The organism is Stenotrophomonas sp. YJH_SMC_81, from assembly GCF_059370875.1.
Window position 1 is genome coordinate 44,257 of record NZ_JCAFUB010000007.1, and the last position, 23,112, is coordinate 67,368.

At 67.9% G+C, this 23,112-nt stretch carries 21 protein-coding genes; 13 read left to right on the top strand and 8 right to left on the bottom strand.

Annotated features, from left to right (window positions below; translation table 11 throughout):
* Window positions 1–86 precede the first annotated feature (86 nt).
* The 5 genes from AC5P8U_RS14790 to AC5P8U_RS14810 form a co-directional block, all read right to left on the bottom strand.
* Window positions 87–3,296: an efflux RND transporter permease subunit gene (locus tag AC5P8U_RS14790; RefSeq protein WP_447897487.1), complete on the bottom strand. Its 3,210-nt coding sequence runs from the start codon at window positions 3,294–3,296 to the stop codon at window positions 87–89.
* A gap of 10 nt (window positions 3,297–3,306) precedes the next feature.
* Window positions 3,307–4,512, bottom strand: a complete 1,206-nt coding sequence (locus AC5P8U_RS14795) for an efflux RND transporter periplasmic adaptor subunit (protein ID WP_088496656.1) — start codon at window positions 4,510–4,512, stop codon at window positions 3,307–3,309.
* On the bottom strand, window positions 4,509–5,762 hold the full coding sequence (locus tag AC5P8U_RS14800; RefSeq protein WP_111008165.1) for a TolC family protein: 1,254 nt from the start codon (window positions 5,760–5,762) through the stop codon (window positions 4,509–4,511). Before AC5P8U_RS14800 ends, AC5P8U_RS14795 begins: the two co-directional genes overlap by 4 nt.
* 56 nt (window positions 5,763–5,818) lie before the next feature.
* Complete coding sequence (locus AC5P8U_RS14805) at window positions 5,819–6,157, bottom strand: hypothetical protein (protein ID WP_088496658.1); 339 nt, start codon at window positions 6,155–6,157, stop codon at window positions 5,819–5,821.
* Window positions 6,158–6,324: 167 nt separating this feature from the next.
* Window positions 6,325–6,714, bottom strand: coding sequence for a RidA family protein (locus tag AC5P8U_RS14810; protein ID WP_072167792.1), 390 nt, complete (start codon window positions 6,712–6,714; stop codon window positions 6,325–6,327).
* 108 nt (window positions 6,715–6,822) lie between these two features.
* On the opposite strand from AC5P8U_RS14810, the gene AC5P8U_RS14815 reads away from it, so the two are divergent.
* Window positions 6,823–7,716: a LysR family transcriptional regulator gene (locus AC5P8U_RS14815; RefSeq protein ID WP_447897488.1), complete on the top strand. Its 894-nt coding sequence runs from the start codon at window positions 6,823–6,825 to the stop codon at window positions 7,714–7,716.
* Window positions 7,717–7,881: 165 nt separating this feature from the next.
* Window positions 7,882–8,391, top strand: a complete 510-nt coding sequence (dnaQ, locus tag AC5P8U_RS14820; RefSeq protein ID WP_005420353.1) for a DNA polymerase III subunit epsilon — start codon at window positions 7,882–7,884, stop codon at window positions 8,389–8,391.
* Window positions 8,392–8,404: 13 nt separating this feature from the next.
* Here the strand turns inward: dnaQ and AC5P8U_RS14825 are convergent, their stop codons facing one another.
* Window positions 8,405–9,619, bottom strand: coding sequence for a glycosyltransferase (locus tag AC5P8U_RS14825; protein ID WP_072167794.1), 1,215 nt, complete (start codon window positions 9,617–9,619; stop codon window positions 8,405–8,407).
* 281 nt (window positions 9,620–9,900) lie between these two features.
* Between AC5P8U_RS14825 and rpmB the strand changes: the two genes are divergently transcribed.
* The 9 genes from rpmB (at window position 9,901) to AC5P8U_RS14870 (ending at window position 17,980) form a co-directional block, all read left to right on the top strand.
* Entirely contained in the window at window positions 9,901–10,137 is a 237-nt protein-coding gene (gene rpmB, locus AC5P8U_RS14830) for a 50S ribosomal protein L28 (RefSeq protein WP_005411638.1), read from the top strand.
* 10 nt (window positions 10,138–10,147) lie between these two features.
* Complete coding sequence (gene rpmG, locus AC5P8U_RS14835; RefSeq protein ID WP_169411268.1) at window positions 10,148–10,315, top strand: 50S ribosomal protein L33; 168 nt, start codon at window positions 10,148–10,150, stop codon at window positions 10,313–10,315.
* Between the two features lie 500 nt (window positions 10,316–10,815).
* On the top strand, window positions 10,816–11,064 hold the full coding sequence (locus AC5P8U_RS14840) for a hypothetical protein (RefSeq protein WP_005420350.1): 249 nt from the start codon (window positions 10,816–10,818) through the stop codon (window positions 11,062–11,064).
* A 125-nt stretch (window positions 11,065–11,189) separates the two neighbouring features.
* Window positions 11,190–12,608, top strand: coding sequence for a cardiolipin synthase (cls, locus tag AC5P8U_RS14845; RefSeq protein WP_014648869.1), 1,419 nt, complete (start codon window positions 11,190–11,192; stop codon window positions 12,606–12,608).
* Between the two features lie 45 nt (window positions 12,609–12,653).
* Window positions 12,654–14,075, top strand: coding sequence for an FAD/NAD(P)-binding protein (locus tag AC5P8U_RS14850; protein ID WP_111008163.1), 1,422 nt, complete (start codon window positions 12,654–12,656; stop codon window positions 14,073–14,075).
* A 9-nt stretch (window positions 14,076–14,084) separates the two neighbouring features.
* A complete protein-coding gene (gene uvrD / locus AC5P8U_RS14855; protein WP_088497393.1) occupies window positions 14,085–16,277 on the top strand; it encodes a DNA helicase II in 2,193 nt (730 codons plus the stop codon).
* A 65-nt stretch (window positions 16,278–16,342) separates the two neighbouring features.
* The gene (locus AC5P8U_RS14860; RefSeq protein ID WP_072167797.1) at window positions 16,343–16,669 is read left to right on the top strand and encodes a low molecular weight protein tyrosine phosphatase family protein; all 327 of its coding nucleotides are present in this window, start codon (window positions 16,343–16,345) and stop codon (window positions 16,667–16,669) included.
* 105 nt (window positions 16,670–16,774) lie between these two features.
* Window positions 16,775–17,329 carry a thioredoxin domain-containing protein gene (locus AC5P8U_RS14865; protein WP_072167798.1) on the top strand — a complete coding sequence of 185 codons (555 nt, stop codon included), beginning with the start codon at window positions 16,775–16,777 and terminating at the stop codon, window positions 17,327–17,329.
* Window positions 17,330–17,533: 204 nt separating this feature from the next.
* The gene (locus AC5P8U_RS14870) at window positions 17,534–17,980 is read left to right on the top strand and encodes a universal stress protein (protein ID WP_005420335.1); all 447 of its coding nucleotides are present in this window, start codon (window positions 17,534–17,536) and stop codon (window positions 17,978–17,980) included.
* Between the two features lie 147 nt (window positions 17,981–18,127).
* Here AC5P8U_RS14870 and AC5P8U_RS14875 read toward each other — a convergent pair whose 3' ends face one another.
* Complete coding sequence (locus tag AC5P8U_RS14875) at window positions 18,128–18,412, bottom strand: DUF2782 domain-containing protein (RefSeq protein WP_049443782.1); 285 nt, start codon at window positions 18,410–18,412, stop codon at window positions 18,128–18,130.
* A 98-nt stretch (window positions 18,413–18,510) separates the two neighbouring features.
* Here AC5P8U_RS14875 and polA point away from each other — a divergent pair, with 98 nt between their 5' ends.
* Together polA and AC5P8U_RS14885 are read left to right on the top strand one after the other, a co-directional pair.
* The gene (gene polA, locus AC5P8U_RS14880; RefSeq protein WP_495214206.1) at window positions 18,511–21,285 is read left to right on the top strand and encodes a DNA polymerase I; all 2,775 of its coding nucleotides are present in this window, start codon (window positions 18,511–18,513) and stop codon (window positions 21,283–21,285) included.
* Between the two features lie 368 nt (window positions 21,286–21,653).
* Window positions 21,654–22,133, top strand: coding sequence for a DUF421 domain-containing protein (locus AC5P8U_RS14885; RefSeq protein WP_072167800.1), 480 nt, complete (start codon window positions 21,654–21,656; stop codon window positions 22,131–22,133).
* A 42-nt stretch (window positions 22,134–22,175) separates the two neighbouring features.
* On the opposite strand, the gene hemF is transcribed toward AC5P8U_RS14885, so the two are convergent.
* Complete coding sequence (hemF, locus tag AC5P8U_RS14890) at window positions 22,176–23,072, bottom strand: oxygen-dependent coproporphyrinogen oxidase (protein WP_072167801.1); 897 nt, start codon at window positions 23,070–23,072, stop codon at window positions 22,176–22,178.
* Window positions 23,073–23,112 lie beyond the last annotated feature (40 nt).

Genomic DNA, 23,112 nt, shown 5'->3' on the forward strand with positions numbered 1-23,112 from the left:
GGTAGTGCCGGCCGCTGGCCGGCAATCCGACCCGGTCACCGGGTCGGTTCCCTTTCCCGTGGAAAGGGATCCGACCCCCTCTCACCTCAGCCTACCGCCCGCGGCTTGGCCACCCGTGCTGCGAAGGTCGGCAGCACCAGCAGGGTCAGCACGGTGGCGGTGATCAGGCCACCGATCACCACCGTCGCCAGCGGCTTCTGCACCTCCGCACCGGAACCGCTGGCGATCGCCATCGGAATGAAGCCGACGATCGCCACCAGCGCCGTGGTCAGCACCGCTCGGATGCGGCTGGAGGCACCGTTGATCGCCGCCTGCAGCGGCAGGTCGCCGGCATCCAGACGTTCGCGGATCGCCTGCATCAGCACCAGGCCATTCAAGGTCGCCACGCCGGACACGGCGATGAAGCCGACCGCTGCCGATACCGAGAACGGCATGCCCCGCAGCAGCAGTGCGAGGATGCCGCCGACCAGCGCCAACGGCACGCAGCTGAACACCAGAATGGCTTCCTTGCCGCTGCGCAGGGCCATGAACAGCAGGCTGCCGATCAGCAGGAACACTACCGGTACCACCGTCGCCAGCCGCTTTTCCGCGCGCTGCAGGTTCTCGAACTGGCCACCCCAGGTCAGGTAGGCACCCGGCGGCAGTGCCACGTCGGCTACCGCGGCCTGCGCTTCGCCGACGAAGCCGCCCAGGTCGCGGCCACGCACGTTGGCCTGCACCACCACGCGGCGGCTGCCGTTGTTGCGGCTGATCTGGTTCGGCCCTTCGCTGACCGTGATGCGGGCAACCGACGACAGCGGAATCACCAGCCCCGACGGCGTGGCGATCGGCAGCGAGGCCAGCTGGTCCGGATCGTTGCGCGCGGCATCGTCCAGGCGCACCACCACGTTGAAGCGGCGGTCGCCTTCGAAGATCTTGCCGGCGGCGGTACCGCCGATGCCGGTGGACAGTGCATCACTCACATCCGCTGCAGTCAGCCCGTACTGCGCCGCCGCCACATGATCGATCGCCACGTTCAGCGTGGGCAGGCCGGAGATCTGCTCCACCCGCACGTCGGCCGCGCCCTCCACCGCACGCAGCTTCAGCGCCACCTGGTCGGCTACCTTCTGCAGCTGGCCGAAGTCATCGCCAAAGATCATCACCGCCAGATCGGTACGCACGCCGGAAATCAGCTCGTTGAAGCGCAGCTCGATCGGCTGGCTGAACTCGAAACTGTTGCCCAGCTGCTGCCCGGCCAGCTTTTCGAAACGGGCCACCAGCGCGTCCTTGGCCAACTTCGGATCGGGCCAGTCCTTGCGTGGCTTCAGCACGATCACGCTGTCGGAGATGTTGGTCGGCATCGGATCGATCGCCGCCTCGGCGGTACCGGTACGCGAGAACACGGTTTCCACTTCCGGCTGCGTGGCAATCACCTTTTCCAACGCCAGTTGCATGGCCAGTGACTGCTCCAGCGACGTCGACGGCACGCGCAACGCCTGCATCGCCACGTTGCCTTCATCCAGCGTCGGCATGAACTCGCGGCCCAGCAGCAAGAACGAGCCGATGCCCACCACCACCATCATCACCGCACTGGCCACTACCGTGCGCGGATGCGCCACGGCCTTGCGGATCACCGGCTCGATGCGCGCGCGCAGCACGCGTATCAGCCTGGTCTCGTGCTCGCCGTCGTCCGCATGTGCATCGGCGTCCTTCAGCTTCGGCTCGCGCACCAGCAGCGCCGTCATCGCCGGCACGAAGGTGAAGGAGAACAGGAAGGCACCGACCAGGGCCAGCATGAAGGTCGCCGCCATCGGGTGGAACGTCTTGCCCTCCACACCTTCCAGGGTGAGGATCGGCGCGAACACCAGCAGGATGATCAGCTGGCCGAACGCCGCCGGGCGCGCCATCTTCAGCGCGGAATCGGCGGCCACGCGCAGCCGTTCCATCGCGGTCAGCGTCCGGCCCAGTTCGGCGCGGCGCTGGCCCAGCATCAGCAGCGTCGACTCGACCACGATCACCGCACCGTCCACCAGGATGCCGAAGTCCAGTGCACCCAGGCTCATCAGGTTGCCGCTGATGCCGAAGCGGTTCATGCCGATCACCGCGAACAGGAACGACAGCGGAATCACCAGCGCGGTGATGGTGGCCGCGCGCAGGTTGCCCAGCAGCAGGAACAGCACCACCACCACCAGCAGCGCGCCCTCGGTGAGGTTCCGGGCCACGGTCTTGATGGTGGAATTGACCAGCACACTGCGGTCCAGCACCGGTGCGGCCATGATGTCGGCCGGCAGCGAGGTGTTCACCTGTTCCAGACGCGCGGCCGCGGCCTGCGCCACGGTGCGGCTGTTGCCACCGGCAATCATCAGCGCGGTGCCCAGCACAGCCTCGTGGCCGTTGCGGCTGGCTGCACCCAGGCGCGGCGCGCGGCTCAGTTCCACGGTGGCCACATCGGCCACGCGTACCACCACGCCATTGCGGGTGGCCACCGGCGCCTGTGCAAGATCCTCGGTGGTCAGCGCCAGGCCATCGGCACGCACCACGAGGCCTTCGCCGGCACGCTGCACGAAGCCGGCGCCGGCCTGCACGTTGGAACGCTGCAGGGCAGTGACCAGGTCGGCCAGGCCGAGGCCATGCGCGGCCAGTTTGGCGCTGTCCGGATGCACGCCGTATTCCTTGACGTAGCCGCCGACCGTATCGACCCCGGCCAGCCCCGGGCTGGAGCGCATCTGCGGCGCGATGATCCAGTCCTGCACGGTGCGCAGGTAGGTCGCGCGCTCTTCCGGCGTGCGCAGCAGGTTGCCTTCCGGCGTGCGGTAGACCTCGCCGGCCTGCCAGCCGGCTTCACCGGGCTTGGCCAGCCTGGCCGGATTGAACGCGGTGAAGTCCACCGTCCACATCAGCACCTCGCCGAGGCCGGTGGTGACCGGCGACAGCATCGGCGACGCACCATCGGGCAGGTCTTCCGATGCCTCGCGCATGCGTTCGGCCACCTGCTGGCGGGCGAAGTAGATGTCGGTGGCATCGGTGAAGATCGCAGTGACCTGCGAGAAGCCATTGCGCGACAGCGAACGCGTGGTGGTCAGGCCGGGAATGCCGGCCAGCGCGGTTTCCAGCGGATAGGTCACCTGCCGTTCGATCTGCTCCGGGGTCAGCGCCGGGGCCACCGTGTTGATCTGCACCTGGCGGTTGGTGATGTCCGGCACGGCGTCGATCGGCAGCTTGCCCAGCTGGAACAGGCCCACGGCGGCGATCAGCGCCGCCATGAACACCACCAGCCAGCGGTGGCGCACCGCTGTTTCAATGATCAGCTTGAACATGATCGCCTCCTCAGTGGCCGTGCTCGGCTTCGCCCTTGGCCAGCTCGGCCTTGAGCAGGAAGGCGTTGGCACCGACGATGCGCTCGTTGCCGCTCAGGCCACCGAGGATCTCGATGCGGTCACCGGCACGGCGCCCGGCCAGTACCGGCTGCGCCTTGAAGCCACCTTCGACGGCGACGAACACCGCGCTGCTGCCATCAACGTTCTGCACCGCATCGGCGGGCACGCTGAGCGAGCCGTCCTGGCCTTCGGTGACCACCACGGCCGATACCGGCGAACCGGCTGGCGGCAGCGACGCATCCACCGGCGTGGCGCGGATCACTGCGACGCCGCCCTGCTGCCGTACATCGGCGGCCGAACCGGTGACGGTAGCGGTGAAGCTGCCACCCGGCACGCTCACTTCCAGCGTCATGCCGGGCATGACCTGCGCAGCCAGCGCTGGCGGTGCGGTGAACACCAGCTCGTTCATCGACGGGTCGGCGACGTCGGCCACCGCACTGCCGGCGGCGACCACACCGCCCGGCGTGACCTGCACGTTGCCGACGATGCCGGCCACCGGGCTGGTGATGCGCACGCGTCCACTGGCGTCGGGCGCGCCGTTGGCGGCGGCCTGTGCCTGTGCGGCAGCGGCCTGGGCCTGTGCCGCCAGCGAACGCGCACGCGAGGCTTCCAGCTCCTGGCGGGCGACCACGCCCTGCTCGACCAGGGCCTTGTCGCGGCCATAGGCCAGGCGTGCGGCCTCGGCTTCGGCGGATGCGGCCAGCGCATTGGCGCGGAACACCGCTGCCTCGCCACTGACCACGATGGCCAGCGCCTGGTTCTGTTTCACCGCCGTGCCCGGCGCGACCAGTACGCGCTCGACGCGGCCGGTCACGGTCGAGGCCACCGAGGCACGGGCACCGACCGAGGGTTCCACCCGACCGGCGAGGCGGGTGGAACCGCCACCGCCGCGACCGACGGCAACCACTTCGATACCGGACGCCTTGATCTGCTCGGGCGTCAGCTGCACCACGCCTTCGTCGGCGTCAGCAGGCGCCTTCGCGATTTCTGCCTTGGCTTCCTTGCTGCTGCCGGCGTGGCCATGGCCATCGTCGGTGCCGGCCTTGGCCGCAGCGGGGTCTTCATTGGCAGGCGTCTGCGCGTTGCCGGCGCAGCCGGCCAGCAGCACAGTCAGCAGCATGCCGCCGATCAGCGGAAAAGTACGGGAGAGAGTCATGGGGCCTCCACAAAGGGTGCGCGCCCTTCAAGGCGGGCAAGATCGATTTCCGCGCCGACGCGCGACAGGCGCGCATCCACGGCGGCGGCGCGGGCGGCGATAAGAGCGCTGCGCGTGCTGCGCAGTTCCAGCTGCGAGATGCGTCCGGCGTCGAAGCCGATGCGGGCCAGGCGATACGCCTCTTCGGCGGCGACCACGCTTTCATCGGCGGCGCGGGTTCGGCTGCCGGCGGCCTTCAAACCGGCCACGGCCGAGAGGCGTGCCGCCTCGCTGTCGCGGCGCTGCTGGTCCAGGCGCGCCTCGGCCGCGCGCTGGTCGGCACTGGCGGCGCGGATGCCACCGCGGTTGCGGTCGAACAGCGGGATGCTGATGCTGACGCCGAGGTTGTAGGCACGCTCGCCGCCTTCGCGGAAGCGTGTCTGCGCGGCGGTGACGCTGAGGTCGGGCAGGGCGCGCTTGCGCTCCACCTCGACCAGTTTGCCCGCCGCATCGGCTTCGGCTTCGGCGATGCGCACGGCCAGTGCTACATCGGTGGCACCGCGCGGCAGCGGCGGCGCACGGTCGAGCAGGCTGTTGTCGATCGACTGCACCGGCGCATCCAGCAGTGCAGCACCGGCCAGGCGGGCCAGCGCGGCATCGCGGAAGGCCTGCGCTTCATCCAGCGCGGCGTTGGCGTTGGCCACTTCGCTCTGCGCCTGCACCGCGCGCAGTTGCGGTTCGCGGCCCTGCTTGACCATCGCGTTGACGGCGTTGGCGTCATCGCGGGTGAGGCTCAGTGCCTCTTCGGCCAGGGTGTAGCGGCGCAGTGCACTTTCCGCCTGTGCGTAGACCACCGCCAGCTGGCTGGCCACATCGCTGCGGCTTTGGGCACCACGCAGGTTGGCGGCCTGTGCCTCGGCGCGGGCCGCACGGACGCGCGCGCCACGCTGGCCCCAGATCTCCAGTGGCTGGGACAGGGTGAGCACAGTATCGGCCCTGCCCATGCCGCCATAGGAGCCGGTACCCCAGGCGTTCTCGGCGGAATAGGAGAGTGAAGGGTTGGGTAGTGCGCGGGCCTGGTCGGCGCGCGCATCGGCGGCCTCGGCCAGCGCCGCGCCGACGCGGGTGCCGGGCAGCTGGTCCAGGCGTTCAAGCAGGGTGTCATAGGAAGGGGCGGCTTGCGCCATCACCGATGCCGCCGGGGCCAGGCCCAGCAACACGGCGACGACCCGCCCGGCCGCACGCAGCGACCGAGGTGTCAGGATCGACATAGGGGGATTCCGGTTGTGAGTGAAACGGGAGCCCGCAATCGCGGGACGCGCTCAACTCACGCCCGGGGGGGACGCGTCAATTCATCCTGGGCGACCGCATAGGTCGCCGTGTCGCCGGCATTCATCCAGCGCGCCGGCAGCGGCGCACCGAAGGCGGCGAGGCTGCTGGCCGGCAGGCTCAGGTTCGAGTGGTGGCAGTGGTTGTGGCTGCAGGCACCGGCGTGCTTGCTGTCACTGTCACCCTCGGCATCGTTGGTGTTGCTTTCCACGTGCACCGCAGTGGTGTCGTGCGGTTCGACCGCGCAGGCCAGCACGTCGGCCACCGGCACGACCACGAATGCCGCCATCAGCAGCAGCATCAGGTACGTACGCAGTTGGCGGGTGATCCGGCGCATGGAAGGGAGGCTAGCAAGCGGTTTTCGCCGGATACAATATCAATGGCCGCTTCGGGAATCCGTCGGATTCTCCCGTTCAGGTGGACCGGGCGCGGGGTCGGATCCCTTTCCTCCGGAAAGGGCTCTGACCCCACCGCGTTGCCGGCCAGCGGCCGGCACTACCCGGGTCACGGCAGCTTCGCGATCACCTTGATCTCGAACTGGAACCCGTACAGCCAGGTCACACCGATGCCGGTCAGGGTCGGGTGCGGCGCCTGGCCCCAGTACTCGGGCACGATCGCCCAGGCCTTCTCGAAGTTCTTCTCCGGATCGACCAGGAACACGGTCACGTCGATCACGTCATCGAACGTGCAGCCTGCGGCAGCCAACACCACATTGAGATTCTCGAAGGCGCGGCGCACCTGCATTTCGAAGTCCGGCTCGGGCGAGCCGTCCTCGCGGCTGCCGACCTGGCCGGAGACGAACAGGAAACCGTTGGATCGGATCGCCGGCGAGTAGCGGTTGCGCTCGTACAGCGCTTGGCGGCCGGCGGGGAAAACGACATCACGCTGTGACATGGGGAAGATCCCGTGGGAGAGGACGCCATCCTCCCCGCCAGCGGTGTCTGGATAAACCGCGATGATCGGCCTAGATTGATTGCCAATTCCAAACAATCACGGCCAGCCATGGACCGTTTCGAGGCGATGCGGGCGTTTGCCCGGGTGGTGGACACTGGCAGCTTCACCCGTGCGGCGCAGACCCTGCAGATCAGCCGCACCACGGCCACCCAGCTGGTGCAGCAGCTGGAGGCACACCTGCGGCTGCGCCTGCTCAACCGCACCACGCGCCGGGTCAGCGTCACCGCCGACGGTGCGGCCTACTACCCGCGCATCGCCCGCCTGCTGGCCGAGCTGGAAGAGGTGGAGGGCGGGCTGGGTGACGCAGCCAGCCAGCCGCGCGGCCGCCTGCGGGTGGATGTGCCGGGGCCTTACGCGCGGCTGCGGCTGGTACCGGCGCTGCCGGAGTTTCAGGCGCGCTACCCGGAGATCCAGCTGGATATCGGCGTCAGTGACCGCGAGGTCGACGTCATCGCCGACAACGTCGACTGCGTGATCCGCGGCGGCACCCCGGCCGACCCGGCACTGGTCGCGCGGCCGCTGGCGGCGCTGCCGATCGGTTTCCACGCCAGCCCCGGCTATGTGAAGCGTTTCGGCGTGCCGACCGACCCGCGCGCGCTGGAAGGGCCGGACCACCACATGGTCGGCTTCCTCAGCCCGCGCAGTGGTCGCGCACGCGTGTTCAGCGCGCAACGTGGCGATGAGCGCATCGAGGTGCAGGGCCGCTACACGGTCGGTTTCGACGACGGCAACGCCTATCTGGCGGCGGCGCTGGCGGGGCTGGGCGTGGTCGCGCTGCCCAGCTACATGGCCGCGCCGCACGTGGCGCGCGGCGAATTGCTGCCGCTGCTGCAGGACTGGCAGCTTCCACCCATGCCGATGCATGTGATGTTCCCGCCGAACCGGCACATGAGCCAGCGGCTGCGGGTGTTCATCGATTGGGTGGTGGAAGCGTTGGGGTGATGCACACGCACCTGTAGAGCCGAGCCCACGCTCGGCTGCTTCTCGCTCCAACGCTCAAGGCCCGCGCTTCGCGCGTGAGCCGAGCACGGGTTCGGCTACAGGGAGGGCTTCCTGCTGCAGGCATGCGAAAATCATCGCGGCACGCAACAGGAAACATCGCCACGCATGAATCGCATCGTCGCACTGGACACCGAAACCACCGGCATCTCCCACCGCCTGGGGCACCGCGTGATCGAAATCGGCGCCGTCGAACTGATCGACGGCCAGCTCAGCGGCCGCCAGTTCCACACCTACCTGCAGCCGCAGCGCAAGGTGGACTGGGGCGCACAGCGCGTGCATGGCATCAGCGATGCAATGCTGGTGGGCAAACCGCTGTTCTCCAGCAAGGCCGCTGAACTGCTGGACTTCCTGCGCGGCAGCGAGATGGTCGCGCACAACGCCACCTTCGACGTGGGTTTCCTGGACAACGAGCTGCGCCTGGCCGGCATTCCCGGCACGCTGGCCCAGCACTGCCGCATCACCTGCAGCCTGAAGCTGGCGCGCGGGCGCTGGCCCGGCCAGGGCAACAAGTTGGACGATGTGCTGCAGCGCCTGCGCATCCCCGGCAACCGGGGCCTGCACGGTGCGCTCAAGGATGCCCATCTGCTGGCCCAGGTGATTCCGCACCTGCGCTGAGGCTTGCCCGCTGTTACATCGGCCGTAACCAGCGCTCGATCATCGCCACGCCACAGGCCACCCCGTCTTCATCGCTCATCGCCACGCCCAGGGCCGCCGCGCGTGCGCGTACTGCGTCGGCTTCTGCGAAGGTGATGGCTGCTGCCAGCGTTGCTGCATCCAGTCGCTTCGGTGACAACGGTGCCGGTGCCACGCCCAACCGACACAGGCGATCGGCCCAGAAGAACTGATCCGCAGCGAACGGCATCACCAGCGAGGGAATGCCGGCCCGGCAGGCCGAATGCGTGGTGCCGCTGCCACCGTGGTGGATGGCGAGTGCGCAACGCGGGAACAGCGCTTCGTGTGGGGTCGGCCCCAGTACGAAGACCGAATCGGGCAAGCGCATCGCAGGCAGTCCCACCCAGCCAGGAAACAGCAGCACCCGGCGTGGCGCCAGCGCCTGCAGCAGGGCCGGCAGCACGCGTTCGCGATCAAAGCCGGTCATGCTGCCGAAGCCCAGGTAGACCGGCGGCGGGCCGGCATCAAGGAAGACCCGCAGATCGGCCGGGGGCGTCCAGGGCGCATCAGGAAGCCGCCATTGGCCACAGACGATGTGGTCGGCCGGCCAGTCCGCCGGTAGCGGCAGCAGCTGCGGTGAGATGCCATAGAGCATCGGCAGGCCGGACCACAGCGCGCGGCGCGGCGATTGCCCCAACTGCTGGCGTGCCGCGTTGATCGGCCGGCGGAACTGGCGCCAGATCAGGCCGTTGACCAGCCCATAGCTGGCGCGGTTCAACCAGCCCGGCGAGCGTCCCGGTGGCAGGAACGGAGAGCGGAAGGCCCGCGTCGGGGTCAGCGGAATCATGCCGCTGCCGATGACGGGAATCCTGCGGCGTTCGCCCACGCTCATGCCGACGAAGGCCGCCAGGCCACCGGTCAGAATCGCATCGCAGCCTTCGGCGGCGGCATCGGCTTGGCGCATCCAGCTGCTGACATGCTGCAGCGCCATCCGTGCCAGGCCGGTACTGGCGGCGGCAACGCCGTTGCCACGCGAGACCAGGGCGACCACGTCGTCATGGATGTCACCCTCAAGGGCCGCGTGGGGCACATCCAGGGCCTGCGCGCTGCCCAAGGTGCCGCCATCGGCCAGTAGCGTCACCTCGTGGCCCGCGCCGATCAGCCCATGGCAGAGCATGGCCAGGGGACGTGTGTCGCCTTCGGTTCCGTAGGTCAGGGCCAGCAGCCGCATGGGAAGCTCCGCAGTGGTCCGGGCCAGTATGCCGGTTGGCGGAGTGCCCCCGGTCCTGCCGGTTCAGTCCCCGCCTGTGGGTAACTTGCGCAAGTGCTTGAACCGGTGCATAATGCGCGGCTCGCTGTGTCCGGTTTTCTACCGGGCGGCGTCCCCGGGAGCACGTCCCCGGCCGCCCAACGCCAGCGTAACCCTTTGATTCTCTTGACGTGTGGTGGGCAACCATCGAGGCCGCCGTCTCCCGGGCTACGGGCTGACAACTACTACTATCGAGGTGCGCAATGTCCCGCGTATGCCAGGTTTCCGGCAAGCGAGTGCAGACGGGTAACAACGTCTCGCACGCCAACAACAAGACCCGTCGTCGTTTCCTGCCGAATCTGCACGAGCGCCGTTTCTGGGTGGCCAGCGAGAACCGCTGGGTCAAGCTTCGTGTTTCCGCGCATGCACTGCGCACCATCGACAAGAACGGCATTGATTCCGTTCTGGCTGAGCTGCGTGCGCGCGGCGAAAAGGTCTGAGGAGTAAAGCATCATGGCAGGCAAGCGCGATAAGGTCCGTATGATTTCCTCGGCCGGTACCGGCCACTTCTACACCACGGACAAGAACAAGAAGAACACCCCGGGGAAGATGGAATTCCTGAAGTACGATCCGGTCGTGCGCAAGCACGTCCTGTACAAGGAAGGCAAGATCAAGTAATCCGCACGGATTGCTGGTCCCCGCGAAGAAACCCGCCCCTGTGGCGGGTTTTTTCATGTCTGGCATTCGGGTGGTGGGAACTTCCTGCATTGCCGTGGTGGGTGCCGACCGTTGGTCGGCACTGGGCAGTCCCTGCGCACGCTGTCGCCAATGGCACCATGCCTGGAGCGAAGGGCTGAATGCGATAAGTGATTGTTCCTACCGGTTCCGGCGCCTCGCACGGTTCAAATCGATTGGAACGACGGGCGTGGCCGTGCCCATGATGGCGAGCCGCTGCGGTTGCAGCGGTCGGGCTTGCAATCCCGAGGAATCGAGTAACGGTAAATTCGCCAGCCGCTGTCTCTGCGTGTGCAGCGGCTGGCGACCCGCTCTGCCTTATGGCGGGCGGTGCGTGGGGGCCGCGTGCCCGCCGGTTTGGTTTCCGTTGCTTGTTCCCCGGTATTGCAACCACGCATCGTCCGCCACCTTCACCGGTGGCCAGATCCGTTGAAGGAGGTTGCATGAACACCCCATCACACCGCCAGGACCTGGAACTGGGCTGGCTGCGCCTGCAGCGCATGTTGCAAGGCATCGAGGGCATGGCGCTGCTGCTGTGCGATCACCACTTGGCACTGGCCAACGGCGCACCGTCGCCGCTGCCGGAGGCGCAGCTGGAGCGGGCCGCGCAGGCCATTGCCTGCATGGCGCTCAACGGCCGCCGCCATGCCGATTCGGTACGCCAGCTGTGCGAGGTGCCGGTGCGGCACTGAGCCATTCTGTAGAGCCGAGCCCACGCTCGGCTGCTCTGCGGTCGGGCCGAAAGGCAGTCGAGCATGGCTCGACTCTACAAAGGCCGCTGGGCAGAATGGCCCATCACCTCCCGACGGGCGACACGATGCTGTTCGAGTGGTTGCTGGGTTCCTACCTGCTGCTGATCGACTGGCTGATCCGGCTGGTCGCGCTGTGCTGGATCCCCACCCGCACCACGCCGGGGGCGGCGCGCAGCTGGCTGCTGCTGGTCGGCTTCGTGCCGCTGCTGGGGCTGCCGTTGTACCTGCTGTTCGGCCACCCGTGGCTGTCGCGCGAGCGCATCCGCCGCCAGGCCGAGGCCTCGCAGGTCATCCGCGAGGAACAGGCGCTGCAGCATCGCCTGCGCTGGACACCGCAGCCGGACACCGCCAGCGCCGAAATCGTGCCGCTGGTGCAGCGCCAGGGCGATTTCATGCCGGTGCACGGCAACGCCGTCGATCTGCTGACCGACTACGACGAATCGCTGCACACGCTGATCGCCGACATCGACCAGGCCGAAGACCGGGTGCACCTGCTGTACTACCTGATGTTCGACGACGCGGTCGGCGAGGCTATCGTCGAGGCACTGCAGCGTGCGGCTGCACGGGGCGTGCAGTGCCGCGTGCTGCTGGATGCGGTGGGTGCCAAGCGCGGCCTGCGCGCCTATCGCAAGCGCCTGCAGGCGCGCGACATCGAGGTACGCGCGATGCTGCCCGGTGGCCTGCGCTGGCGCCGCAGCGGGCGCATGGATCTGCGCAACCATCGCAAGATCGCGGTGATCGACAACGAAGTGGCCTATGTCGGTTCGCAGAACCTGGCCGGCCCGCAGTTCGTGCCCGGCCACCCGAACCGCGAGCTGGTGGCGCGCGTGCGTGGCCCGGCCGTGGCGCATTTGGAAGCGGTGTTCGCCAGCGACTGGTACATGGAAACCGGCCAGCGCCTGGACGTCATCGCCGATGTGCCCGAGTGCAGCGACGACATCGCCACCCAGCTGCTGCCCAGCGGCCCGGCCTATCCGTACAGCAACGCGCGTGATGCGGTGGCGGCGCTGATCCACCTGGCACGGCGACGGCTGGTGATGGTCACGCCGTATTTCGTGCCTGACGAAGCCACGCTCAGTGCGTTGCGCATTGCGGCCTTGTCCGGCGTGCAGGTGCAGCTGATCCTCTCGGCCAGCAACAACCAGCGGCTGACGTCGTGGGCGCAGGAGGCCTACTACGACGAGCTGCTGCGCTGTGGCGTGCGCATCGCGCTGTACGAGCCGCAGTTCCTGCATGCCAAGCACATGAGCGTGGACGAGGACATCGCCGTGCTCGGCTCGATCAACATGGACATCCGCTCATTCGCGCTGAATGCCGAGATCGGCCTGGTCTGCTACGACCGCGCGCTGGTGCAGCAGCTGTGTGCGATCGAGGATGGCTACCTGCGTGAGTCGCGGCAGCTGGACCTGCAGCAGTGGCGCAGCCGCCCCACGTGGCGGCGCAGCCGCGAAGGCATCGCACGTCTGGCCGATGCGTTGATGTGAGATGGCGGCAATCGCCCGCTTCGGCAACCCGGCCCGTCATCGCCGATGGCCTACAATCGGCGCATGACTGATTCACCGCGTAATGGCGAACTGGACCTGGCAATCATCGGCGGTGGTGCGGCCGGGGTGCTGGTGGCGATCCAGGTGTTGCGCCAGGCCCAGGCGCCGCTGGCGATTGCCATCTTCGAACCCGCCTCGCAGCTGGCGCAGGGCATCGCCTATGCCACGCCGTGGCCGGAGCACCTGCTGAACGTGCCGGCGGCGAAGATGAGTGCGTTTGCCGACCAGCCTGGCGATTTCCTCGACTACCTGATGGCCGCCAACGCCTACCCGGGCGAGGCGCGCGAGGTGCTGGGCGAGCGTTACGTATGCCGCCACTACTTTGCGGCCTACCTGCAGCAGCGCCTGCAGGAGGCCGCTGCGGCCAGCCCGGCGCAGCTGCAGGTGATCGCGCAGCCGGTGCTGGGCCTGCAGCCGGATGACCATGGCTACCGGCTGACACTTGGCGATGCCCAGACGCTGCACGCCGTGCAGGCGGTGCTCGCCACCGGCAACAGCATGCGGCCGCTGCCGGTGGCCGGTGCCGAGGCACTGCCCGCCGATGATGTGATCGAGGCCTGGGACTACGACGGCGTGCGTACCCTGGCCGGTGAGCAGGCCGTGGCCATCGTCGGCTCCGGCCTGAGCATGGCCGACACCGTGCTGGCGCTGGTTGCCGCCGGCCACACCGGCCCGCTGCACGTGATCTCGCGCCATGGCCTGCTGCCGCTTCCGCATGCGCATGGTGGCCTGCCCACGTTCGACCCGGCTGCGCTGCTGCCGATGAGCCTGCGCCAGCGCCTGCGCGCGTTGCGCGGGTTCGCTCGCCAGGCGCAGGCCGACGGGCTGCCGTGGCAGGGCGTGATGGACCGCATCCGTCCGCATGGACAGGCGCTGTGGTGCAGCCTCGACGCGGCCGACCAGCGCCGCTTCCTGCGCCATGTGGTGCGCTACTGGGACGTGCATCGCCACCGCATCGCCGAAGAGGTCGACGCACAGCTGCAGGCGCTGATCGAAAGCGGCCAACTGCGCATTCACCGGTCCCGCCTGCAACGCGTCGGCCGCGAAGGCGATGCCCTGCGGCTGTCGGGTCGCGATGCCAACGGCAATGAACAGCACTGGACGATCGGCGGCGTGGTCAACGCCACCGGCGTGGAAACCCGCGCCAATGCGCTGCGCAATCCGTTGCTGCAGCAGCTGCAGGCCGAGGGCCTGGCACGCCCCGGCCCGCATGGGCTGGGCCTGGACAGCACGGTGCCGGGCGACCGCCTGCGTGCTGCCGGTGGCCAGCCGCAGGCACGGCTGGGCGTGCTCGGCAGCCTGCGCATCGGCAGCCTGTGGGAAAGCCTGGCGGTGCCTGAACTGCGTCAGCAGGCGCAGGCGCTGGCCAGCCAGGTGGTCGCAGGAGCCGCGACGGCGATGCCGTAAAATGGAGGCATGGATGTCTCCCACCTGCTTGATGGCCTGAACCCGGCCCAGCGCGAAGCCGTCTCCGCTCCCCCCGGCCACCACCTGGTGCTGGCCGGTGCCGGTTCCGGCAAGACCCGCGTACTCACCCACCGCATCGCTTGGCTGCATGAAGTCGATGGCGTGCCGACCCACGGCATTTTCGCGGTGACCTTCACCAACAAGGCGGCCGGCGAAATGCGCCACCGCATCGACGCCCAGCTGCCCCATGGCAGCCGTGGCATGTGGATCGGTACCTTCCACGGACTGGCCAACCGCCTGCTGCGCCTGCACTGGCAGGACGCCAAGCTGCCAGAAGGCTTCCAGGTGATGGACTCGGACGACCAGCTGCGGCTGGTCAAGCGCGTGGTGCAGGCGCTGGAGCTGGACGACGGCAAGTACCCGCCCAAGCAGATCGCGTGGTGGATCAACGCGCAGAAGGACGAAGGCCGCCGCCCGCAGCACATCCAGCCCGAACCGCACGATGCGTGGCTGGAAACCATGCGCCAGGCCTACATCGAGTACCAGGCACGCTGCGACCGCGCCGGCCTGGTCGACTTCGCCGAGCTGCTGCTGCGCGCGCATGAACTGCTGCGCGACAACCCGGCCCTGCTGGCGCATTACCGCGCGCGCTTCCGCGAAATCCTGGTGGACGAGTTCCAGGACACCAACGCCATCCAGTACGCCTTCGTGCGCGTGCTGGCCGGCGATTCCGGCCACGTGTTCGTGGTCGGCGACGATGACCAGGCCATCTACGGCTGGCGCGGTGCCAAGGTCGAGAACGTGCAGGGCTTCCTGCGCGACTTCCCGGGCGCACAGACCATCCGCCTGGAGCAGAACTACCGCTCCACCGCCAACATCCTCGGCGCCGCCAACGCGGTGATCGCGCACAACCCGGATCGCATCGGCAAGCAGCTGTGGACCGACAGCGGCGACGGCGAGCCGATCGACCTGTATGCGGCGTACAACGAGATGGACGAGGCGCGCTACATCGTCGAGCGCGCCCGCCAGTGGGTGCGCGACGGTGGCAGCTACACCGAAGTGGCCGTGCTCTACCGCAGCAACGCGCAGTCGCGCGCGCTGGAAGAAGCGCTGCTGAGCGAACAGGTGCCGTACCGCGTGTATGGCGGCATGCGCTTCTTCGAGCGCGCCGAAATCAAGGATGCGCTGGCCTACCTGCGCCTGCTGTCCAACCGCAACGATGACGCCGCCTTCGAGCGCGCGGTCAACACCCCGACACGTGGCATCGGCGACCGCACGCTGGACGAAGTGCGCCGCGAGGCGCGCGCGCAGGGCATTTCGTTGTGGGAAGCGACCATGCTGGTCACCCAGGGCAACGCGCTGGCCGCACGCGCGCGCAATGCGCTGGCCGGCTTCCTGGGGCTGGTCAACGAGCTGCAGGCGCAGACCGTGCACATGACCCTGGCCGAGCGCGTGGACCACGTGCTGGCCCGCTCGCAGCTGCGCGAGCACTGGAGCAAGGAAAGCCGCAACGCGCTGGACTCGGAATCGCGCACCGACAACCTCGACGAACTGGTCTCGGTCGCCTCGCGCTTCGTGCGCCGCGCCGACGACATCGAGGAAGTGGGCGAGGACATGGACGAGCTGGTCGCGTTCCTGGCCTATGCCGCGCTGGAGGCCGGTGAAGGCCAGGCGCAGGCGGGCGAGGACGGCGTGCAGCTGATGACCCTGCACTCGGCCAAGGGCCTGGAATTCCCGCTGGTGTTCCTGGCCGGCCTGGAGGAAGGCCTGTTCCCCAGCGCACGTTCGCTGGAGGAAAGTGGGCGTCTGGAAGAAGAGCGTCGGCTGGCCTACGTGGGCATTACCCGCGCGCGCCAGAAACTGGTGCTGAGCTATGCCGAATCGCGCCGCATCCACGGCCAGGACAACTACAGCCTGCCGTCGCGCTTCCTGCGCGAGATCCCGCGTGAACTGCTGCACGAAGTGCGCCCCAAGGTGCAGGTCTCGCGACCGGCCTCGATGGGCGCCAGCCGAGTGATGGGTCATGCCTCGATCGAGGCGCCGCCGATCAAGCTCGGCGCGCTGGTTACCCATCCCAAGTTCGGCGAAGGCATGGTGACCGACTACGAAGGCAGCGGCGCGCACGCCCGCGTGCAGGTCGAATTCGCCGACGCCGGCAGCAAGTGGCTGGTGATGGCCTACGCCAACCTGACGGTGATCTGATCACCGCCGAGGGGTCGGATCCCTTTCCGTTGGAAAAGGGATCCGACCCCGATTAGGCTGCGCTCATGACCCGCAACGTGCTCTTCCTCTGCAGCCAGAACCGCCTGCGCAGCCCCACCGCCGAGCAGGTCTTCGCCGATTGGCCGGGCATCGAGACCGCCTCAGCCGGGTTGCTGGCCGACGCCGAGGAAGTGCTCAGCCCCGAGCTGCTGCAGTGGGCCGACCTGGTGTTCGTGATGGAGAAGGCGCACCGCAACCGGCTGTCCAGCCGCTACAAGCCGTGGCTGAAGGAGAAGCGAGTGATCTGCCTGGATATCCCGGATGACTACGAGTACATGGACCCGGTGCTGGTGGAGCTGCTCAAGCGCAAGGTGACCCCGTACCTGCGCTGACGGGCTGTTGTAGAGCCGAGCCCATGCTCGGCTGCTTCTGGCGGGAAAAGCAGCCGAGCATGGGCTCGGCTCTACAATAGGCGGCACTTCTTCCAGGAACGTCCCATGACCGAACCCGCGCTGCACGTCACCGTGACGTTGAATGCCCGGCTGCAGCCCGAACATCGCCACGAACTGTTCGAGGACCCACTCGATGCGCTGCTGCAGGCGGCCAATGTCGGCGAGATCACCGGCGGCGGCACGGCGATGTCCGATCTGGGTGAGGTCGAATACGGCGATATCGAAGTGGCGCTGGTCGATGCCGATGGCGTGCCCAAGCTGATCGACCTGCTGGAGCAGCTGGGTGCGCCGAAGGGGTCGAAGATCCAGGGGGCAGGCGAAGCCGATCGCAGCTTCGGCGTGACCGCGGGCCTGGGCATCTACCTGGATGGCCTGAACCTGCCGGACGAGGTCTACGAACAGTGCGATTCCAACCACGTGTTCGAGCAGCTGTCCGAGCGCATTGATGGCCTTGGCGAGATCTGCAGCTGGTGGCAGGGCCCGAGCGAGACCGCGCTGTACATGTACGGCCAATCGTTCGAGGCGATGCGCGATGCGATCGCTGAGTTCGTGGGCAGCTACCCCCTGTGCCAGAACGCACGCGTGGTGCAGATCGCCTGAGGGCGGAAAATGTGGAGCCGAGTCATGCTCGGCTCATGCATCCGAAGCCGAGCATGGGCTCGGCTCTACAGAAGGGGGGCGGGCAAGCGGGTGGCGCGCACGGGCCGCTGCACGGCGCCGGATTGATCCTGCTCAAGGCGCCGCCTCCACATCCGGTGTGTAATGGTGTTGTTCCCATCTGGCAGACCGCCACGGAGCCCTACCATGTACAAGCGCATCCTGATTGCCACTGACGGGTCCGAGCTGGCCGACAAGGGCCTGGCCAAGGGCCTGGAGCTGGCCAAGGACCTCAATGCCGAGGTCGATATCGTGACCGTGTCCGAGCCGTGGGCCGTGGGCATGTATGACGCCATGGGCTGGAGCGTGGGCTACATGAACAGCCCGGAATACAAGGCTGACCGCGAGGAAGGCGCGCAGAAGGTGCTGCAGCCGGCGCTGGCCAAGGCCGCCGAGCAGGGCATCACGGCCAACCCGGTGCACGTGCTGGACCGCTACGCGGCCGACGGCATCATCGAGACGGCGGCCGAGCGCAACAGCGACCTGATCGTGATGACCTCGCACGGCCGCCGTGGCGTGACCCGTGTACTGCTGGGCAGCCAGACTGCCGAGGTGCTGGCGCGCAGCACGCTGCCGGTACTGGTCATCCGCTGATCCATACCCGCTGATTGAAGCGTTCCCCGGGGAGGGGACCCGACGCCGGTGCGCAGGATGCGTGCCGGCGTTGTTTTTTGTAGGGGGCTGGGGTGAATCCACGCATGGCGTGGATCTACTGGATCGCAGGGATCCGACCCGGTCACCTCACCAGCTGTACAGCTTCCAGTAGACCGGCGACACGCCATCCTTGTCGTTGTCGAATCGGCCATCGCCGTTCTTGTCGTACATGTAGAACGGGGCACCGCGCGACGGGGTCACCTTGACCATGCGCAGCTGGCCGGACACACGGTATTCCTCGATGACATCGCCGTTGTCCATGGTACGCCTGGACACATCCGCGCCCTTGACGTCCACCGGGGGAGCACCCGCGCCACCCATGCTGGCGCAGCCAGCGAGCAGGAGCAGGGAAGCCAGCATCAGGGTCTTCATCGGCGGGGGCCTTTGCCTGGAAAGAGCCCTGATTATGCCCCATCGCGGTGTGCGCGCCGTGTCGCCGCGGTGCAGGCACGGGCGCGTAGAATCGGCGCATGAGCAGATTAGTCCTGATCGACGGGTCCAGTTACCTGTACCGCGCGTTCCACGCGCTGCCGCCCCTGTCCAATGCACAGGGTGAACCCACCGGCGCGCTGTTCGGCGTGGTCAACATGCTGCGTTCGACGCTGAAGGAACGCCCGGCCTACGTCGCGTTCGTGGTCGATGCGCCCGGCAAGACCTTCCGTGATGACCTGTACGACCAGTACAAGGCCAACCGCCCGCCGATGCCCGATGAACTGCGCAGCCAGGTCGAGCCGATGTGCCGCATCGTCGAAGCGCTGGGCATCAGCATCCTGCGCATCCCCGGCGTGGAAGCCGACGATGTGATCGGCACGCTTGCGCTGCAGGGCCTGGCGCAGGACCTGAAGGTGACCATCTCCACCGGCGACAAGGACTTCGCCCAGCTGGTGCGGCCGGGCATCGAGCTGGTCAACACCATGACCGGCAGCCGCATGGATTCCGACGCGGCGGTGATGGACAAGTTCGGCGTGCGCGCCGATCAGATCATCGACCTGCTGGCGCTGATGGGCGACGCGGTCGACAACGTGCCGGGCGTGGAGAAGTGCGGGCCGAAGACCGCCGCCAAGTGGCTGGCCGAGTACCAGCACCTGGACGGGGTGATGGCGGCCGCGCCGACCATGAAGGGCAAGATCGGCGAGAACCTGCGCGCTGCACTGGAACGCCTGCCGCTGAACCGCGAGTTGGTGACGATCCGCACCGATGTGGAACTGGAGGCCAGCCCGACCACGCTGGCGCTGCGCGAGCAGGATGTGCCGGCGCTGACCGAGCTGTATACGCGTTACGGTTTCACCCAGGCCCTGAAGGAGCTGGGCGCGCCTGTGCCGGCACCGGTGGCTGCCAGCGAGGCGACCCCGAGCCTGCGCGGCACTGCGGCCGGCTTCGCGCGTGGCAGCGTCGAGGCGCCCGCCGCCGGCACGCTGGATCCGGCACTGTCCGCGCCGGGTGAATACGAGACCGTGCTGACCAGCGGGCAGCTGCAGGCCTGGGTCGAACGCCTGCAGCAGGCCGATCTGATCAGCTTCGATACCGAGACCGACGCGCTGGACGCGATGCGCGCGCGCCTGGTGGGCATCAGCCTGGCCGTCGAGCCGGGCAGGGCGGCGTACATTCCGGTCGGCCACGATTACCCGGGTGCGCCGGCCCAGCTGCCGATGCAGCAGGTGCTGGACGCACTGCGCCCGGCGCTGCAGGACCCAACGAAAAAGAAGCTGGGCCAGCACGGCAAGTACGACCTGCATGTGCTGCGCCGCCACGGCGTGGCGGTGCAGGGCTACCACGATGACACCATGCTCGAGAGCTTCGTGCTCAATTCCACCGCCACCCGCCACGACATGGATTCGCTGGCCCTGCGTTACCTGGGCTACAGCACCATCAAGTTCGAGGACGTGGCCGGCAAGGGCGCCAAGCAGATCCCGTTCTCGCAGGTAGGCATCGACGAAGCCAGCCGCTATGCGGCCGAAGACGCCGACATCACCCTGCGCCTGCACCACGCGTTGCAGCCGCAGCTGCTGGCCGAGCCGGCGCTGGACAGCGTGTACCGCACCATCGAGATGCCGCTGGTGCCGGTGCTGACCACGATCGAAGCCAACGGCGTGCGGATCGACACCGACGAACTTCGCCGCCAGAGCCAGGACCTGTCCTCGCGCATGCTGGCCGCGCAGCAGAAGGCCACCGAGCTGGCCGGCCGCAGCTTCAACCTCGATTCGCCCAAGCAGCTGCAGGCGGTGCTGTTCGACGAGCTGAAGCTGCCGGCAGTGGTGAAGACCCCGAAGGGCCAGCCCAGCACCAACGAAGAGGCGCTGGAAGCGATTGCCGACCAGCACGAACTGCCGCGGGTGATCCTCGACTACCGCGGGTTGGCCAAGCTGCGCAGCACCTACACCGACAAGCTGCCGGAGATGGTCAATCCGGACACGGGTCGGGTGCACACCAGCTACCACCAGTCCGGCGCCGCTACCGGCCGCCTGTCCTCGTCGGACCCGAACCTGCAGAACATCCCGATCCGCACCGAGGACGGCCGCCGCATCCGTCGCGCGTTCGTGGCGCCGGAAGGCTGCCAGCTTCTGGCCGCTGACTATTCGCAGATCGAGCTGCGGATCATGGCGCACCTGTCCGAGGATCCGGGCCTGGTGCGCGCCTTCGAGCAGGGCGCCGACGTGCACCGTGCCACCGCCGCCGAGGTGTTCGGGCGCACGCTGGAGGAGGTGACCCCGAACGAGCGCCGCGCCGCCAAGGCGATCAACTTCGGCCTGATGTACGGCATGAGCGCCTTCGGCCTGGCCCGCAACCTGGGCATCGACCGGGGCCAGGCGCAGGACTATGTGGCGCTGTACTTCAGCCGCTACCCGGGCGTGCGCGACTTCATGGAGCGGATGCGCCAGCAGGCCCGTGACCAGGGCTATGTGGAAACCCTGTTCGGCCGCCGCCTGTACCTGAACGACATCCACGCCCGCAACCAGGGCCTGCGTGCCGGGGCCGAGCGCGCCGCGATCAACGCGCCGATGCAGGGCACCGCCGCCGACATCATCAAGCGTGCAATGGTGAATGTGGACCAGTGGCTGCGCGACAGCGGGGCACCGGCACGGATGATCCTGCAGGTGCACGATGAACTGGTGTTCGAAACCGAAAGCAGTTTCGTGGAAGACTTGCGTTTGCAGGTGGTGGAGCGCATGTCGCAAGCGGCCAAGCTGCGGGTGCCTCTGGTGGTCGACACGGGCGTCGGCAACAACTGGGACGAAGCGCACTGACGGCATTTCAGGCCGAAAACGACGTGAATGTGTTCATGAGTCGGGGGTTTCTGACTCGACCATGAATGTTGCCCCGATTGAATTTCATTAAATGGGGCCCCTTCACGAACCGTTAGTGTTCGGAGTGCTTCTATAACTCCCGACAGGCGCAATGCCTGTTGTGGATCTCTCCCATCCCCTGGAGCAGATCTCGGAACGGGGACTCCTCCCCAAGTGCCCGTTCCCCGGCCCCGTTGACCTCCCCCTGGTCAGCGGGGCTTTTTATTTGTGTCGCCGGAACCTCGGATGGGGTCAGATCCCTTTGCCCGACGGGCAAAGGGATCTGACCCCAGGTGCTAGGCTGGGCCACCGCTCCGCAGGGGAAGACGATGCCCGATCTGTTCGCACTGGCGATGCCGTGGTGGGAATTCATCCTGCGCGCGGTGGTGGTCTATGTGGTGGTGCTGGGCATGGTCCGGCTGGGCGGCAAGCGGGCTCTGGGGCAGATCACGCCCTTCGACGTGCTGCTGATCGTGCTGCTGGGCAACGCGGTGCAGAACGCGCTGCTGGGCACTGACACCTCGCTGGGCGGTGGCCTGCTGCTGGCGGCCACCCTGATCGTGCTGAACTATGGGGTGGGCTGGTTGACCACCCGGAATCGGCGCATGGAGCGGATGATCGAAGGAGAGCCCACCGTGATCGCGCGTGATGGCCGGCTGTTGGAGGGCGTTCTCCGCCGCGAACTGATCAGCCGTGCAGATTTCGACGCCGCGCTGCGCCAGCAGGGCGGGCTGCAGATCGAGGACGTGAAGATCGCCCTGCTGGAGACGACCGGGCACATCACGATCATCGCGCGGAAGAGCACCTGACGTGTAGCGCCGAGCCCAGGGCCGGCACGACCAGGCCGCCCCTCACAGCCAGTCGCGTGGCACCAGGTAGTCGGCCAGGCGCGATTCGGCACTGCCGGGTTCAGGCGAGAAGCCGTATTCCCAGCGCACCCGCGGCGGCAGGCTCATCAGGATGCTTTCGCTGCGGCCACCGCTCTGCAGCCCGAACAGGGTGCCGCGGTCGTAGACCAGGTTGAATTCCACGTAGCGGCCGCGGCGGTACAGCTGGAACTCGCGTTCGCGTTCGCCATGCGGGGTGTCCTTGCGCTGCTGCACGATCGGCAGGTACGCATCGAGGAAGCCGTCGCCGACCGCGCGCAGATAATCGAAATCGCGCTCGAAATCGCCGTGCAGGTCGTCGAAGAACAGACCGCCGACGCCGCGCGTTTCGTTGCGATGACGCAGGAAGAAGTATTCGTCGCACCAGCGCTTGTGCGCGGCGTAGCGTTCGTCGCCGAACGGCGCACACAGATCGCGTGCGACCCGGTGCCAGTGCTGCACGTCCTCGTCGAACGGATAGAACGGGGTCAGGTCGAAGCCGCCGCCGAACCAGCTGGCTACCACTTCACCGTCGCGCTGCGCCTGGAAGAAGCGCACGTTGGCATGGGTGGTCGGCACGTACGGGTTGAGCGGGTGGAACACCAGCGACACGCCGGTGGCGCGCCAGGAGGCGCCCGCCAGTTCCGGGCGGTTGGCCGAGGCCGACGGCGGCAGGCGGCTGCCAGCGACGTCGGAGAAGCCGATGCCGGCCTGCTCGAACACCGCACCGTCGCGCAGCACGCGGGTACGCCCGCCACCGCCCTCGGCACGCTGCCACAGGTCTTCCTGGAAGCGGGCCCGGCCATCGACGGCCTCGATCGCCGCACAGATGCGGTCCTGCAGCTCGGTGAGGTAGGCGCGAACGCGCTCGAATTCGTTCATGGCGCGTACTTTACCGCAGGGCCCGGCCAACGCTGCGGAC